Origin of the sequence: Streptomyces sp. KL116D (genome assembly GCF_030766975.1) — a bacterium.
Taxonomy (GTDB): Bacteria; Actinomycetota; Actinomycetes; order Streptomycetales; family Streptomycetaceae; genus Streptomyces; species Streptomyces longispororuber_A.
In genome coordinates, this window is record NZ_JASERH010000142.1 from 311,679 (window position 1) to 326,906 (window position 15,228).

The window sequence follows — 15,228 nt, forward strand, 5'->3', positions numbered from 1 at the left end:
GGCCATGGCGTCCTTGTACTGGGCGGCGAGGGTGGCCACCGGGTTGAGGGCGTTCATGGCGGACTGCAGGACGACGGAGAAGTCGCGCCAGCGCAGGGCGTCGAGTTCGCGTTCGGTGAGGGTGACGAGGTCGTCGCCGCGGAAGCGGACGGTGCCGGTGGTGATCCGGGCGGGCGGGCTGAGCAGGCCGGCGACGGCGAACATCAGGGTGGACTTGCCGCAGCCGGACTCGCCGACGACGGCGGTGAACTCGCCCTGGTGCACGGTGAGTCCGACGTGGTCGACGGCGCAGTGACGAGGCGCGCGCGGCGTGTCGTAGGCGACGGTGAGGTCCTGGACGTCCAGGAGCGGCCGGTCAGTCACGGCGCCTCCTCTTCACGGGGCGCAGGGCGGGTTGCCGATCTCGTCGAAGGCGTAGTTGACGAGGGCGAAGGCGACGCCGAGGAGGGCGACGCAGAGGCCGGGGGCGAGGGACCAGAGCGCGGTGCCGGTCTGCAGCGCCTGCTGGTTCTGCGCCCAGTAGAGCATCGCGCCCCAGCTCTGCGAGTTGGGGTCGCCGAGGCCGAGGAACTGAGTCCGGCGGCGCTGAGGACCGCGTACAGGGCGGCGCCGAGGAAGTTGGCGACGATGAGCGAGGATCATGGTGGGCAGGACCTCGCGGACGATGATGCACGAGCAGTCGCTCGCCGCGCACCCGGGCCGATTCGAGGAAGTCCCGGTTGCGCAGGGACAGGGCTCGGGCGCGCAGCTGGTTGGCGCCGTAGGACCAGCCGGTGAGGACGAGGACGGTGAGGATGACGGTGAGGGAGCCCTTGCCGGAGTACTTGGCGAGGATGATCACCAGGGGGAACGCCGGGATGACGAGGACGACGTTGGTGAGGAGCGAGAGCAGGTCGTCGGCGATGCCGCCCAGGTAGGCGGCGGAGACGCCGATGATCACGGAGAGGACGGTGGCGAGGGCGCCGGCCACGACCGCGACGACCAGGGATTCGCGGGTGCCGTGGACAGAGTTGGGAGTAGATGTCCTGGCCGAGGGCAGTGGTGCCCAGCAGATGGGCCGTGGAGGGTCGAGGCGTGGGGTGAAGGCGGCCTCGTCCGGGTGGTCAGACCGTGGTGAACAGGCCGGGGAACGCGGCGACGACCGTGAAGACGAACAGGATCGCGGTGCCGGTGAGGGCCTTGCGGTTGCCCCGGATGGCGCGCCACAGAGCCCGGCTCCGGCCCGACGCGCGGCGCGGCCTTGTCGGGGGGCGGTGCGGTGAGCGGCGGTGGTCGTGGTCATCGGTGGTTCACCCCTGGCCCTGGCGCGCGGGTCGAGCCACACCGTGGCGATGTCGACGGCCAGCAGTGCCACCAGCACGGCGACCGTGAAGAGCATGAACAGGGCCTGCATCAGCGGGTAGTCGACGTTCTGGACGGCGTTGTAGAGGAGGTAGCCGACGCCCGGGTAGTTGAAGACGTACTCGATGAGGATGGCGCCGGAGATGACGAAGCCGAGGGACATCGCGAAGCCGGCGAGGTTGGGCAGGATCGCGTTGCGGGCGGCGTAGGCGTACATGATGCGGCGGCCGCCGAGGCCCTTGGCGCGGGCCATGCGGACGTAGTCCCGGCGAGCGTGGTGATCATGTTGTTGCGCATGGTCAGGATCCAGCCGCCGATGGTGGTGATGAGGAGCGTCGCGGCGGGCAGGACGGCGTGCGCGAGGACGCTGCCGACGAAGCCCGGGGAGAAGCCGGGCACGATCGAGGTGTCGTAGTTGAAGTTGGCGGGGAGCAGGCCGCCGGTGCCCTGCGAGAAGACGAGGATCAGCAGCAGGCCGACCCAGAAGTAGGGCAGCGCCGAGGTGACGACGAAGATCGGCGGGAGGATCGCGTCGAGGGCGCCGCCGCGGCGCCAGCCCGCGATCGTGCCGATCAGCGTGCCGAGGACGAAGGCCAGCACCGTGGTGATGCCGACGAGGCCGAGGGTCCAGGCAGGGCGCCGCCGATCTAGTTTGGTGACCGGCTCGCCCAGCGTCTGGCCGATGGAGCGGCCCCAGTTGCCGGTGAACATGTGGCCCAGGTAGTCGACGTACTGGACCACGACGTTCTGGTCCGGCTGAAGCCGAAGGACGTGCAGCATCTGTTCGAGCGCGTCCCGGGAGACCCGGCCGCGGGTGCGCACGGTGAGTGCGCGTCGACCGGGTCGCCCGGCATGACGCGCGGATGAAGAAGTTCAGGGTGAGCGCCGCCCAGAGCGTGAGCAGGAAGAACCCCAGGCGGCGGAGGATGAAGCGCACGGTTCGCCCCCTACTGGGCCGACTTGGAGTACAGGTGGGTCAGCACCTGTCCGGTGTCGGGGAAGTTGTAGGCGGCGGGCTGGGCGTACGGGTTGTCCTCGGTCGGCCAGCCGGCGATGTCCTTGGTGTTGTACTGGAACCAGTCCACCGCCTCCACGACGGGGATCACCGGCACGTCGTCGATCATGTACTGGGCGACCTGCTTGACGATGTCGACCTGGTCGGTCTCGTTCGCCGACGCGTAGTCGTTCAGGAGCTGGTCGACCTTCGGGTTCTTGTAGCGCGCGAAGTTGCTGGTGGCGTTCTTGCCGAGGGGCGCGGTGTTCGCGGAGTGCAGCATCTGGCGCAGCTCGTAGTACGGGGTGGGGCCGCTGGTCTGCTGGTTGTAGTAGGCGAGGTCGTAGTCGCCGGTGTAGAGCTTGCCGATCATGGTCTGCTGGGCGAGGTCCTGGACGGTGAGAGGTCGATGCCGACGGCCTTCAGGTTCTGCTTGATGACCTTGAGGGAGGCGTCCCAGTCCGTGTAGCCGGTGATCGTGATGATGCTGAGCTCGAGCGGCTTGTCGGGGGTGTAGCCGAGGCCGGCCAGGAGCTTCTTGGCGCGGGCCGGGTCGGGCTTGTCGTAGCCGGCCTTCTCGACGGCGGCCTTGTCGTAGTACTTGTCGAAGGTGGGCGTCACGATGCCCGACTGGTTCGCGGCCGGTTCCTGTCCGCCGACGCCGATCTGGGAGACCTTCTCGCGGTCGATGGCGTACGAGATCGCCTGGCGGACCTTGAGGTTGCTGGTGTTCTTGTGGGACGGATCGAGGTTCGGGTAGATGCCGACGTTCAGGACGGGTGGCGACCAGGTGTGGTTGTCGGGCGACTTGTCCCGAGGTAGAACTGCTTGATGCCGGGGATGAACTGGCTCCCCCACTGGGCCTTGCCGCTGGCGAGGTCGAGGTTGGCAGGGGCCGTTGTCGAGGTAGGCCGGGTACTCGACCTTCTGGATGTACGGCTTGGCCCTGCTGCCAGTAGTCGGGGTTCGCCTTGTACTGGATGTTGTTCGGGGTGCACGGGTCGACCTCGAACGGGCCGGTGCCGACGGGCTCTTGTCGACCCAGGTGTCGGGCTTGCTCGCGGCCTCGCCCTTGCCGAAGACGTGCTCGGGCACGATGGCGACCTGGTGGGCGAAGGCGTAGAAGCACGGCTGGGCCGCCTTCTCGAACTTCAGGGTGACCCTGGTCGCCGGAGGCGGTGACCGACTGGAGTCCCGCCGTGGTCCACAGGGCGTACAGGTCGGTGGACCTGACGCGCTTCATGAGGTTGAAGGTGAAGGCGACGTCCTTCGCGGTGAACGCCTCGCCGTCGTTCCACTTCACGCCGGAGCGGATGGTGAAGTCGATCTGCGTCCTGGCCGCGTTCCACTTGTAGCTCTTGGCGAGCATCGGGGTCTCGGCCTGGTCCTTGAGGGCGTTGACGAAGATCAGGGGCTCGTAGACGAAGCCGATGGAGGTGTTGTAGACGGCCGGGTTGAACGGGTTGAAGTTGCAGGTCCAGGTCTGCCCCGCCGTGTTGGCGATGGTGACCGTGCCGCCCTTCTTCTTCGGGCCGCTGTTCTCCGTGGCGTTGGTGCCGTCGTCGGAGCTTCCCTTGTGCTTGGTCTCCGAGCAGGCCGTCGCTGCGAGGGTCAGCATGAGCGCGACGGCGAGGATGCGCGTGGGCCTCATTCCTGCCAGTCCCTTCGTGGGCCGGATCTACCGAGTCTTCTTCGGTCCTGGGCGCGCGGCCTCGACGGCCAGCGCCAGTGCCCGAGCAGGGGCGCGTCGTACGGTTGCGCGGCGGGTACGAGCTGGGGCGGATAGGGCACGGCGGCGTCGAGGGCGGCGCGCAGCGGGTCGTGCAGCGCGGGCCAGACGCGGACCATGCCGCCGCCGACGACGATCCGCTCGGGATCGACGGCGATGGTGAGGTTGACCAGGTGGAAGGCGAGTTCCCGCGTGAACTCCGGTGGGGGCGCCCGGCGCAGGGCCTATGCCACTGACGGCCGCCTCCAGCGGACGCGGTCGGTGCGGCCCACGTCGTCGGGCGCGCGCGCAGGTTGTAGCCGATCTCGCCGGAGCGCCGTGCCGGCCGGTGAGGACGGTGCCGTGGGCGACGACGGCGACGGCGAGTCCGGTGCCGAGGTTCACGTAGAGGCCCAGGGTCGCAGCCCGCGAGGGCGCCGGACGCGTTCTCGTGACGCGGCCGCGGCCTTCACGTCGGTGGCGATGCGGATCGTCGACCGGGGAACTCGCGGGCGAGTTCGCGCTCCAGCGGGAGCGCGTCCCAGCCGGGGATGTTCGGGGCGAGGGCCACGCCGTCGGGGCCGGGATGCGATGGTCGATCACCCCACGGCGTGCGGTTCGCAGCCGGCGAGGAGGGTGCGGGCGGTCTTGAGGGTCCGCCCGAGGTCGGGGTCGGTGTCGACGGTCAGGTCGTGCAGGCGGGTGCCGTGGCGTGCGTCGGCGACGGTCAGGGCGGTCTTGGTGCCGCCGAAGTCGAGGGCCAGGACGACCGACGACCGGCGGCTGTGCGTCTGGAGCGGGGGACACGGGCGGCTCCTCGGTCAAGTTATCGTCACTCAACGAGGCGCATGACGATGGCTGTACGCGCGGCGGACGCCGCGCAGTAAGTCCCTGTGTCCATAAGGAAGCTGACCGGACGCCGGTCAGCCGGTGAAGCCGGCGGTGATCTTCGTGAACTGCCAGGTGTCCTGGCTGATGCCGGAGCAGTTCTCGGCGACGCCGCCGCCCGCGCAGGGCCGGTCGCGTTGACCGACCAGAAGGCGAGCCGGGCGAGGTGCTTGCTGTTGGCCCAGTCCTTGATCTGGGTCCAGATGGCGGGCGTGGTGGTCTCCTGCTGGTCGCTGAGGCCGTTCATGCCGGAGATGCCCATGTGGGCGTAGGCGGTGGCGTCGTCCCAGCCGTAGACCGACTTGAGCTTGGTCTTCAGGCCCTCCGATGCGTTCACGGTGTTGCCGTACATGTCGGAGCCGCCGCCGAAGTCGAACGGCATGATGGTGAAGACGTCGATGTTGGCGTTGAGCGCCTTCGACTGCTCGATGAGGCGGTTGCCGTAGTAGGTCGGTCCTGTGGTGGACGTCGAAGGTGAGGATGGTGCGCAGGCCGGGGTTGTTGGCCTTGACGATCTTCAGGGCGTTCAGGATCCGGTCCTGACGGCCGTGTTCTCGAACTCGTCGCTGTTCTCGATGTCGACGTCGATCGCCTTCAGGCCGTACGCGTCGATGACCTTCTGGTAGGCGCCGCGAGGGCTTCGGGCGTGGAGCAGTTGGGGCCGAGCTTGCTGCCGCTCCAGCCGCCGATCGAGGGGACGATGTCACCGCCCGCGGAACGGACGGCGTTGATGGCGGTCTGGTCCTGGCCGCCGGTGAGCGGGCGCTGGCCGTCCCAGGCCAGGGTTGCAGCCGCCGGAGGAGAGGATGAACGCCATCGTGAACCACTTGACGCCGGTGGCGTTCATGACGTGGTCGGGCTCGGCGGGTCGCAGCCGGTGTAGAGGTAGGCGCGCGGCCTGCTTGAAGCCGGTGCCGCCGGAGCCGGCTTCCGTGGTGACGGAGACGGCGTTGGAGGCGGGCGAGCTGTTCCCGGCCGCGTCGTGCGCCTTGACCGTGAAGGAATAGGCGGTGGACGGGTGAGGCCGGAGACGGTGGCGGAGGTCCCGCTCACCGCGAGGAGCTTGTTGCTGCCGCCGCTGTACACGTCGTAGCCGGTGACGCCGACGTTGTCGCTCGCGGCGCCCCAGGACAGCGAGACGCCGCTCGACGTCCTGCCGGTGGAGGTGAGGCCGGTCGGGGCGGTCGGGGCCTGGGTGTCGCCGGGGTTGCGCCCGGGCCGTCGAGGCTGAGGTCGTCGGCGTAGTAGGTGCCCTGGGCGTACCAGCCCTGCGTAGACCGTGGCGCTGGTCTGGCCGCGCCGGTGGTGAACTTCACCGTCAACTGGCTGTACGCGGACGGGGACTGGGTCCAGGTCGAGCGCCGCCGTCGACGCCGAGGTAGACGTAGCTGCCGCGCACCCAGCCGGAGAGGGTGTACGCGGTGTTCGGCTGGACGGCGAGGGTCTACGGCTGCGCTGGCGTTGTCGCTCGAGGTGGCGCTCCCGCGAGGGCCTGGACCCGCCGTGGACGGGACTGGAGACCACGGAGCCGAGGCTGCCCGAGCACTTCCAGGCGCCCAGCGAGCCGGACTCGAAGCCGGTCGGACAGGACGTTGGCCGCCTGGGCGGTGCCGGGCAGGGCGACGGCGCCGGCGAGGGCGAGCGCGGCGGCGCCGATGAGAGCGAGCAGACGTCTTCGTGACGTCCGGTGCGACGTTGCGTTCGGTGTGGACACGCGAACTCCCTTTGCTCTAGGCGGGGTTTGGGAATTCCGGACGTGCGCGAACCGTGTCAGTTCCTGTGACTCTCAGCAGCTGGTATGCGACCAATGCGGCTGTCAAGGTGGTGCGCGGGACCGTACGACGAACTGGCGCCCCGCCACGCCCCGGTACGAGGGGTGGCGGGGCGCCGGGTGCGTCGGCCCGGGGAACCGGGGCCGGGCGGAGCTACTTCTTCTCGACCGCGTGGCCGCCGAACTGGCTGCGCAGCGCCGCGATCATCTTCATCTGCGGCGAGTCGTCCTGGCGGGACGAGAAGCGGGCGAAGAGCGACGCGGTGATCGCGGGGAGCGGGACGGAGTGGTCGATGGCGGCCTCCACCGTCCAGCGGCCCTCGCGCCCGAGTCCTGCGCGAAGCCGCGCAGCTGCTCCAGGTGCTCGTCGTCGTCCAGGGCGTTGACCGCGAGGTCGAGCAGCCAGGAGCGGATGACGGTGCCCTCCTGCCAGGAGCGGAAGACTCTCGCGCACGTCCGTGACGGAGTCGGCGGCCTCCAGCAGCTCCCAGCTCGGCGTAGGCCTCGCATCATGGCGTACTCGATGCCGTTGTGGACCATCTTGGAGAAGTGGCCGGCGCCGACCTTGCTCCGCGTGGACGTAGCCGTGGTCGCCCTCGGGCTTGAGGCGTCGAAGACCGGCTTCACCTTCTGCGACGTTCTCGTCGGAGCTCGCCGACCATCAGGCGTAGCCGCTCTGCAGGCCCCACACACCGCCGGAGACGCCGGCGTCGACGAAGCCGATGCCCTTGGCGGCGAGCTCCTCGGCGTGCTTCTCGTCGTCCGTCCAGCGGGAGCTGCCGCCGTCGACGACGATGCTCGCCCTCGGCGAGCAGGTCCTTCAGCTCGTCGACCGTCGACTGTCGCGGCGCCGGCCGGCACCATCACCCAGACCACGCGCGGGCCTTCGAGCTTCTCGACGAGCTCGCTCAGGGACGCGACGTCCGAGACCTCGCTGCGGTCGTAACCGATGACGTCGTGGCCGGCGCGGCGGATGCGCTCGCGCATGTTGCCGCCCATCTTGCCGAGGCCGATGAGTCCAAGCTGCATGTCAGTTCACTCTACCTCGTGGATCTCTGCGTGGATCACTTCGTGGATCACTTCGTGGATCTGGGAACGTCAGGCGCACGGCCGCGCAGCGCGCGGTACGTGGCGACGAGGCCTTGGTCGACTCGTCCAGGCCCGGGACGTCGGCGCCTTCGGTGAGGGCGGGTTCGACGCGCTTGGCGAGGACCTTGCCGAGCTCGACGCCCCACTGGTCGAAGCGAGTCGATGTTCCAGACCGCGCCCTGGACGAACACCTTCTGCTCGTAGAGGGCGATGAGCTGGCCGAGGACCGACGGGGTCGTCCTTCGCCAGGATCGTCGTCGTCGGGGTGGTTGCCCTTGAACGTCTTGTGCGGCACCAGCTCCTCGGCGACGCCCTCGGCGCGCACCTCGTCCGGCGTCTTGCCGAAGGCGAGCGCCTGGCCCTGCGCGAACAGGTTGGCCATCAGCAGGTCGTGCTGGCGCTTGAGCGTCAGCCGCAGCTCGTCGACCGGGCTTCGCGAAGCCGATCAGGTCCGCCGGGATCAGCTTCTGTGCCCTGGTGGATGAGCTGGTAGTAGGCGTGCTGGCCGTTGCGTGCCGGGCGTGCCCCACACCACCGGGCCGGTCTGCCACGCCGACGCTCCTCGCCTCGCGGTCCACGGACTTGCCGTTGGACTCATGTCGAGCTGCTGCGAGGTACGCGGTGAACTTCGACAGGTAGTGCGCTGTACGGCAGCACCGCGTGCGACTGGGCGCCGTGGAAGTTGCCGTACCAGATGCCAGCAGGCCGAGCAGGAGCGGCGCGTTGGACTCTCGGCGGGCGCCGTCGGAAGTGCTCGTCGACGCGCGCGGAAGCCGTCGAGCAGCGCGCGGAAGCGCCGCGGGACCGATGGCGATCATCAGGGACAGGCCGATGGCCGAGTCGATACGAGTAGCGGCCGCCGACCCAGTCCCAGAACTCGAACATGTTGGCCGTGTCGATGCCGAAGTCCGACACCTTCTCGGCGTTCGTCGACAGGGCCACGAAGTGCTTGGCGACCGCTTTGACTCGTCGCCGCTCGAGCCCGGCGAGCAGCCAGTACGCGCGCGCCGTCGCGTTCGTGATCGTCTCGATGGTGGTGAACGTCTTCGAGGCGATGACGAACAGCGTCTCGGCCGGGTCCAGGTCCGGACGGCCTCGTGCAGGTCGGCCCGTCCACGTTCGACACGAAGCGGACCGTCAGACTCGCGTGCGGTGTACGAGCGCAGCACTCGTACGCCATCGCCGGGGACCGAGGTCGGAGCCGCCGATGCCGACGTTCACGACGTTCTGATGCGCTTGCCGGTGTGGCCGGTCCACTCGCCCGAGCGCACCCTGTCCGCTGAAGCCGCCATCCGGTCGAGCACGGCGTGCACACTCGGCACCACGTTCTCGCCGTCGACCTCGATCGACCGCGTCGCGCGGGGCGCGCAGCGCCGTGTGCAGCACGGCGCGGCCCTCGGTCGTGTTGATCTTCTCGCCGCGGAACATGGCGTCGCGCTGCCGAACACGTCGGTCGCGGCGGCCAGCTCGCTGCAGCAGCGCGAGCGTCTCGTCGGTGACCAGGTGCTTCGCGTAGTCGAGGTGCAGGTCGCCGACCTGCACGCGCGTAGCGCTCGGAGCGCGCGCGCCGGGTCGCTCGCGAACAGCTCGCGCAGGTGCGCGCCGCTGAACTTCGCGCGGTGGTCCTCCAGGGCGGTCCACTGCGGGCGGCGCGTCATCAGAGGTGCGTCTCAGCGCAGTGTTGAACAGACTCCTTGGAGTCGACGGGCCCGGCCTGCAGCGCGACGGCGCACGATCTCGTCGGCGTCGAGGCGGCGGAGCTCTTCGGCGATCAGCTCGGCGGTCGAGCGACCTTCAGCGAGGGTGCGCTCGGGCCGGCCGTGGGCAGCGACAGGGCGGCGAGCGGGCCGTCGGGGCGGCCGATGCGGATCTCGCCGTTCGGCGTGCCCAGGCGGATCCGCGTGCACGACGCCCGTCGGTGGTGACGCGCTCGACCGACGCCGAGGCGGCGCCGAGCCAGCGCGCGAGCAGTTCGCGCGAGCAGTTCGGCGCCGTCTCGGCCTCGGACTCGACGGCCGCGGAGACGATGTCTGGTGCGGGCCTGGTCGAGGGCAGGCGGCCAGCATGGTAGCGCCACGGGGTGAGCCGGGTCCAGGCCAGGTCGGTGTCGCCCGGGCGCGTAGGACGCGGCGCGCGCCGGTCGAGCGGCGTCCAGGGCGTCCTCGTCGGCGCGTACAGTGTCGGTGATCCGGCGCTGGCGGCGAGCGCGCCCAGCGGGTCCTTGGCAGGGCTCGTCCGGGGCGTCGACCGGCCACCACACCACGACCGGGGCGTCCGGCAGCAGCAGCGGCAGCACGACCGAGTCGGCGTGCCGGCGCACCTCGCCGTACAGACGCAGGATCACGGTCTCGCCGGTGCCCGCGTCGGACGCCGACCCGCACCTCGGCGTCGAGCCGCTGCCCTGCCGGTCGCGCGGCGTGCGGGCGCGCGCTTGATCACGACGAGGCGTGCGCGACGTGCTCGCGGGACGCCTCGCTCGGCGGCCTTGAGTCGCGTCGTACGCGTTCTCCTCGTCGGTGACGATGACCATCGTCAGCACCATGCCCGACCGCGGCGTGCCCGATGGCCGGCGCCCTTGCACGAGCGCCTTGTTGATCTGCTTGCCGTGGTGTCGGTGAGGTCGATCTTCATGGCCTGCGCCAGCTCCGTCCGTCTCGTGCGAGCATCTCGTCCGCTTCCTCGGCGGCCCCAGCTGCGCCTGACGCGTACCGCGGGCTTGCCGTGCGCGTCCCAGTGCGCCTCGATGGGGTCGAGGATCCGCCAGGACTCCTCGACCTCCTCCGTGCGCGGGAAGAGGTTCGCGTCGCCGAGAAGCGACGTCCAGGATGAGCCGTTCGTACGCCTCGGGGCTGGACTCCGTGAACGACTCGCCGTACGCGAAGTCCATCGGACACGTCCGGATCTCCATCGACGTGCCCGGGACCTTCGGACCGAAGCGTACGGTCATGCCCTCGTCCGGCTGGACGCGGATGACGATCGCGTTCTGGCCGAGTTCCTCGGTGGCGGTGGAGTCGAACGGGAGTGCGGCGCGCGCGCTGGAAGACGACCGCGATCTCGGTGACGCGACGGCCCAGGCGCTTGCCGGTGCGCAGGTAGAACGGGACGCCCGCCCAGCGGCGGTTGTCCACCTCCAGCTTCACGGCGGCGTAGGTGTCGGTCTTCGACTCGGGTCGATGCCGTCTTCCTGGAGGTAGCCCTGACCTTCTCGCCGCCCTGCCAGCCCGCCGCGTACTGCGCGCGCGGACCGTGGACTTCTCCAGGTCGGCGGGGATCCGGACGGACTTGAGCGACCTTGAGCTTCTCCGTCACCAGCGACTCGGCGTCGAACGAGGCCGGTTCCTCCATGGCGGTCAGCGCCATCAGCTGGAGGAGGTGGTTCTGGATGACGTCGCGGGCGGCGCCGATGCCGTCGTAGTAGCCGGCGCGGCCGCCGATGCCGATGTCCTCGGCCATCGTGATCTGCACGTGGTCGACGTACGACCGGTTCCAGATCGGCTCGTACATCTGGTTGGCGAAGCGGAGCGCCAGGATGTTCTGGACGGTCTCCTTGCCGAGGTAGTGGTCGATGCGGAAGACCTGCTCCCAGGGCGCGAAGACGTCGTGCACGATCGCGTTGAGCTCACTGCGGCCGACTCGATGTCGTGCCGAACGGCTCCTCGATGACGGCGCGCGCCACGAGCCCTGCGGCGCGTCCGCGAGGCCGTGCTTCTTGAGCTGCCGCACGACCTTCGGGAAGAACTTCGGCGGGACCGAGAGGTAGAAGGCGTAGTGTGCCGCTGCGTGCGCGCGCTTCTCGTCCAGCTCGTCGACGGCCGCGCGCAGCTGCTCGGAACGCGGTGTCGTCGTCGAAGTCGCCCTGGGGATGAAGCGCATGCCTCGGCGAGCTGCGCCCAGACCTCCTCGCGGAAGGGCGTGCGGGCGTGCTCCTTGACCGAGTCGTGGACGACCTGGGCGAAGTCCTGGTCCGCCCACTCGCGGCGGGCGAACCCGAGAGCGAGAAGCCCGGCGGCAGCAGCCGGTTGGCGAGGTCGTCAGACGGCCGGCATCAGCTTCTGCGGGACAGAGTCGCCCGTGACGCCGAAGATGACGAGCCCGGAGGGGCCCGCGACGCGCGGCAGGCGGCGGTCGCGCGGGGTCCCTCAGCGGGTTCTGCCAAGCGGTGACGCTCACTTGGACTCAGCCTCCCTGGAGGCGGTTCGCGACGGTGCCGAGCAGGTCGGTCCAGGCGATCTCGAACTTGGCGACGGCCTCGTCCTCGAGCTGCTGGACGACCTCGTCGTAGGAGATGCCGAGCTCTCGACGGCGGCGATCTCGGCGCGCGAGGCGTCGTAGGTGCCGCTGACCGAGTCGCCGTGGATGTCGCCGTGGTCGGCGGTGGCCGCAGGGTGCCTTCCGGCATGGTGTTCACGGTGCCGGGGCGACGAGCTCGTCGACGTACAGGGTGTCCTTGTACGCGGGGTCCTGACGCCGGTGGAGGCCCACAGCGGGCGCTGCTTGTTGGCGCGGCGGCCTCCAGGGTCGCGGCCCGCTCGGTGGCGAAGACCTGCTCTCGTAGGCCTCGTAGGCGAGCCGGGCGTTGGCGAGCGCGGCCTTGCCGCTCGCGGGCGAGCGCCTCGTCCGTGCCGATCTCGCCGAGGCGCTTGTCGATCTCGGCGTCGACGCGCGACACGAAGAAGGACGCGACGGAGTGGATCGTGGCGAGGTCGATGCCGCGCTCGTGCGCCTTCTCCAGGCCCGCGCAGGTAGGCGTCCATGACGGCGCTTGTAGCGCGTCGAGCGAGAAGATCAGCGTGACGTTGACGCGAGATGCCGAGGCCGATGACCTCGGTGATGGCCGGGAGGCCCGCGAGGGTCGCCGGGATCTTGATCATGAGCGTTGGGCCGGTCGACGAGCCAGGCCAGCTGCTTGGCCTCGGCGATCGTGGCCTGCGGTCTCGTGGGCGAGGCGCGGGTCGACCTCGATGGAGACGCGGCCGTCGCGGCCCTGCGTCGCGTCGTACACGGGGCGCAGGACGTCGGCGGCGGCGCGCACGTCCTGCGTCGTCATCATGCGGACGGCCTCGTCGACGGTGACCTTGCGGACGGCCAGGTCGGCGAGCTGCTCCTCGTAGCCCTCGCCGGAGCCGATGGCGGCCTGGAAGATCGAGGGTTCGTGGTGACACCCACGACGTGGCTCTTCTCGACGATCTCGGCGAGGTTGCCGGACCGATGCGCGTGCGGGACAGGTCGTCCAGCCAGATGGAGACGCCTTCGTCGGAGAGGGCCTTGAGGGGCGACGAGGTGCTGGCGTTGCTCATGGTGCTCTTCATCTTCTTTCGTGTCGTACGTGACGCGTGCTGACTGCGGAGGGATCTGCAGCGGGCGGCGGCCACGGACTCCCGGGCCTTGGCGGCGACGTTCTCGGCGGTGAAGCCGAACTCGCTCGAAGAGGACGTTCGCGTCGGCGGAGGCGCCGAAGTGCTCCAGGGAGACGATGCGGCCGGCGTCGCCGACGTAGCGTGTACCAGGTGAGGCCGATGCCGGCCTCGACGGCGACGCGGGCCTTGACGGCCGGCGGCAGGACGGAGGCCTGTAGCCCTGGTCCTGCTCCTCGAACCACTCGACGGACGGCATCGACACGACGCGGGTCGCGATGCCCTCGGCCTCCAGGGTCGCGCGGGCGGCGACGGCGAGCTGCACCTCGGAGCCGGTGGCGATCAGGACGAGCGTCCGGGCGTCTGCTTCGACGCCTCGACGAGGACGTAACCGCCCTTGGCGGCGAGCTCGTTGGCCTCGTACGTCGGCACGCCCTGGCGGGTCAGCGCCAGGCCGTGCGGGGCGCGGCTTGACCGTAGTCCTGCGGCGCAGGATCTCGCGCCAGGCGACGGCCGTCTCGTTGGCGTCGGCCGGGACGGACGACGTTCAGGCCGGGGATGGCGCGCAGCGAGGCGAGGTGCTCGACGGGCTGGTGGGTCGGGCCGTCCTCGCCCAGACCGACGGAGTCGTGGGTCCAGACGTACGTCACCGGGAGCTGCATGAGGGCCGACATGCGGACGGCGTTGCGCATGTAGTCGGAGAACACGAGGAACGTGCCGCCGTAGATGCGGGTGTTGCCGTGCAGCGCGATGCCGTTCATCTCGGCGGCCATCGAGAACTCGCGGATGCCGAAGTGGACGGCGCGGCCGTAGGTCGGCCTCGGGCAGCGGGCTGCCCTTCGGCAGGAACGAGGAGTTCTTGTCGATGGTGGTGCTGTTCGAGCCGGCGAGGTCGGCGGAGCCGCCCCACAGCTCGGCAGGATCACGGCGCCGAGGGCCTGGAGGACCTTGCCGGACGCGGCGCGGGTGGCGACGCTTGGCGCCGGTCTCGAAGGCGGGCAGCGCTCGCTCCCAGCCGGCTCGGGAGGCGGCCGGCGTACGATCCGGTCGAGCAGCTCGGCAGCGCGCTCGTTGTCGGTGCGCCAGGCGCCGAGCGTGCTTGTCCCACCCGGCCGCGTGCGCCTCGGCGCCGCGGTCGAGGGCCTTGCGGGTGTGCGCTGATGACGTCGTCCCGACGATCGAAGGACTGCTCGGGGTCGAAGCCGAGCGACGCGCTTGGTGGCGGCGATCTCGTCGGCGCCGAGCGCCGAGCCGTGCGACGCCTCGGTGTTCTGGGCGGTCGGCGCGGGCCAGGCGATGATCGTGCGCATCGCGATGATGGACGGGCGCCCGGTCTCGGCTTCTTGGCGGCGGCGATGGCGCTCGTACAGGGCCTCGTGCGTCGACGTTGCCGTCGGCCTGCGGCTCGATGCGCGCTGCACGTGCCAGCCGTACGCCTCGTAGCGCTCCGAGGACGTCCTCGGAGAAGCGCGGTCGCGGTGTCGCCCTCGATGGAGATGTGGCTGTCGTCGCAGAGCGAGGACGAGGTTGCCGAGCTTCTGGTGCCCGGCGATCGAGGAGCTGGCCTCCGCGGAGACGCCCTCCTCCAGGTCGCCGTCGGAGACGATCGCGTCACGATGGTGTGGTCGAACGGGGAGGCGTCTCTCGGGGCCTCCGGGTCGAACAGGCCGCGCTCGTAGCGGGCGGCCATCGCCATGCCCACGGCGTTGGCGACGCCCTGCCGAGCGGGCCGTGGTGGTCCGACGCCGGCGGTGTGGCCGTACTCCGTGGCCGGGGTCTTCGAGCCCTGCGTGCGGAACGCCTTCAGGTCGTCCAGCTCCAGCTCGTAGCCGAGCCAGGAAGAGCTGCGTGTAGAGGGTGAGGGACTGGTGTGGCCGGGCGACAGGACGAAGCGGTCGCGGCCGGTCCACTCGGCGTCGGCCGGGTCGTGCGCATGACCTTCTGGAAGAGGGTGTACGCGGCCGGGGCCAGGCTCACTCGCGGTGCCGGGTGGCCGCTGCCGACCTTCTGCACGGCGTCGGCGGCCAGCAGCGCGGGCGGTGTCGACGGCACGCTGGTCGAGGTCGGTCCACTCGAAGGGACC

At 70.2% G+C, this 15,228-nt stretch carries 8 protein-coding genes and 13 pseudogenes; all 21 read right to left on the reverse strand.

From position 1 onward, the window contains the following. Positions 1-78: 78 nt before the first annotated feature. Positions 79-363, reverse strand: a pseudogene (locus RBJ77_RS56340) (ATP-binding cassette domain-containing protein); the annotation flags it as partial. Then, entirely contained in the window at positions 356-1,378 is a 1,023-nt protein-coding gene (locus RBJ77_RS56345; RefSeq protein WP_372352160.1) for an ABC transporter permease subunit, read from the reverse strand. The gene RBJ77_RS56345 and the pseudogene RBJ77_RS56340, both read right to left, overlap by 8 nt. Then, positions 1,361-2,121 (reverse strand): annotated as a pseudogene (locus tag RBJ77_RS56350) (ABC transporter permease); the annotation flags it as partial. The gene RBJ77_RS56345 and the pseudogene RBJ77_RS56350, both read right to left, overlap by 18 nt. Positions 2,122-2,288: 167 nt before the next feature. After that, complete coding sequence (locus RBJ77_RS56355) at positions 2,289-2,708, reverse strand: hypothetical protein (RefSeq protein WP_372352167.1); 420 nt, start codon at positions 2,706-2,708, stop codon at positions 2,289-2,291. Further along, positions 2,705-3,430: an ABC transporter substrate-binding protein gene (locus tag RBJ77_RS56360; RefSeq protein ID WP_372352161.1), complete on the reverse strand. Its 726-nt coding sequence runs from the start codon at positions 3,428-3,430 to the stop codon at positions 2,705-2,707. Before RBJ77_RS56360 ends, RBJ77_RS56355 begins: the two co-directional genes overlap by 4 nt. Continuing rightward, positions 3,336-3,986, reverse strand: a pseudogene (locus RBJ77_RS56365) (ABC transporter substrate-binding protein); the annotation flags it as partial. The gene RBJ77_RS56360 and the pseudogene RBJ77_RS56365, both read right to left, overlap by 95 nt. After that, positions 3,983-4,183 (reverse strand): hypothetical protein, encoded by a 201-nt coding sequence (locus tag RBJ77_RS56370; RefSeq protein WP_372352093.1) that lies wholly within the window; start codon positions 4,181-4,183, stop codon positions 3,983-3,985. The pseudogene RBJ77_RS56365 and the gene RBJ77_RS56370, both read right to left, overlap by 4 nt. Positions 4,184-4,966: 783 nt before the next feature. Further along, positions 4,967-6,645: pseudogene (locus tag RBJ77_RS56375) on the reverse strand (fibronectin type III domain-containing protein). Positions 6,646-6,856: 211 nt separating this feature from the next. Continuing rightward, positions 6,857-7,009, reverse strand: coding sequence for a hypothetical protein (locus tag RBJ77_RS56380; protein WP_372352168.1), 153 nt, complete (start codon positions 7,007-7,009; stop codon positions 6,857-6,859). A 101-nt stretch (positions 7,010-7,110) separates the two neighbouring features. Then, positions 7,111-7,242: pseudogene (locus tag RBJ77_RS56385) on the reverse strand (6-phosphogluconate dehydrogenase); the annotation flags it as partial. Between the two features lie 121 nt (positions 7,243-7,363). Beyond that, positions 7,364-7,498, reverse strand: a complete 135-nt coding sequence (locus RBJ77_RS56390; protein ID WP_372352162.1) for an NAD(P)-binding domain-containing protein — start codon at positions 7,496-7,498, stop codon at positions 7,364-7,366. A gap of 104 nt (positions 7,499-7,602) precedes the next feature. Continuing rightward, positions 7,603-7,731 (reverse strand): annotated as a pseudogene (locus tag RBJ77_RS56395) (NAD(P)-binding domain-containing protein); the annotation flags it as partial. A 47-nt stretch (positions 7,732-7,778) separates the two neighbouring features. Next, a pseudogene (gene pgi, locus RBJ77_RS56400) lies at positions 7,779-9,449 on the reverse strand (glucose-6-phosphate isomerase). 136 nt (positions 9,450-9,585) lie between these two features. Continuing rightward, entirely contained in the window at positions 9,586-10,005 is a 420-nt protein-coding gene (locus RBJ77_RS56405; protein ID WP_372352163.1) for an OpcA/G6PD domain-containing protein, read from the reverse strand. Position 10,006: 1 nt separating this feature from the next. Next, positions 10,007-10,738, reverse strand: a pseudogene (locus RBJ77_RS56410) (glucose-6-phosphate dehydrogenase assembly protein OpcA); the annotation flags it as partial. Between the two features lie 127 nt (positions 10,739-10,865). Continuing rightward, a pseudogene (locus RBJ77_RS56415) lies at positions 10,866-10,931 on the reverse strand (hypothetical protein); the annotation flags it as partial. A 112-nt stretch (positions 10,932-11,043) separates the two neighbouring features. Then, positions 11,044-11,664, reverse strand: a pseudogene (locus tag RBJ77_RS56420) (glucose-6-phosphate dehydrogenase); the annotation flags it as partial. 303 nt (positions 11,665-11,967) lie between these two features. Continuing rightward, positions 11,968-13,100 (reverse strand): annotated as a pseudogene (gene tal / locus RBJ77_RS56425) (transaldolase). A 163-nt stretch (positions 13,101-13,263) separates the two neighbouring features. Next, positions 13,264-13,470, reverse strand: a pseudogene (locus tag RBJ77_RS56430) (transketolase); the annotation flags it as partial. A 118-nt stretch (positions 13,471-13,588) separates the two neighbouring features. After that, positions 13,589-14,071, reverse strand: coding sequence for a hypothetical protein (locus RBJ77_RS56435; protein WP_372352164.1), 483 nt, complete (start codon positions 14,069-14,071; stop codon positions 13,589-13,591). A 327-nt stretch (positions 14,072-14,398) separates the two neighbouring features. After that, positions 14,399-15,197, reverse strand: a pseudogene (locus RBJ77_RS56440) (transketolase); the annotation flags it as partial. Positions 15,198-15,228: the final 31 nt, after the last annotated feature.

Bases quoted from the DNA above. Each gene is read 5' to 3' on its own strand.
- RBJ77_RS56370 (WP_372352093.1), bottom strand. From the start codon at position 4,183: ATGGTCCGCGTCTGGCCCGCGCTGCACGACCCGCTGCGCGCCGCCCTC.
- RBJ77_RS56345 (WP_372352160.1), bottom strand. From the start codon at position 1,378: ATGCTCTTCACGGTCGCCGTGCTGGTGGCACTGCTGGCCGTCGACATC.
- RBJ77_RS56355 (WP_372352167.1), bottom strand. From the start codon at position 2,708: ATGATCGGCAAGCTCTACACCGGCGACTACGACCTCGCCTACTACAAC.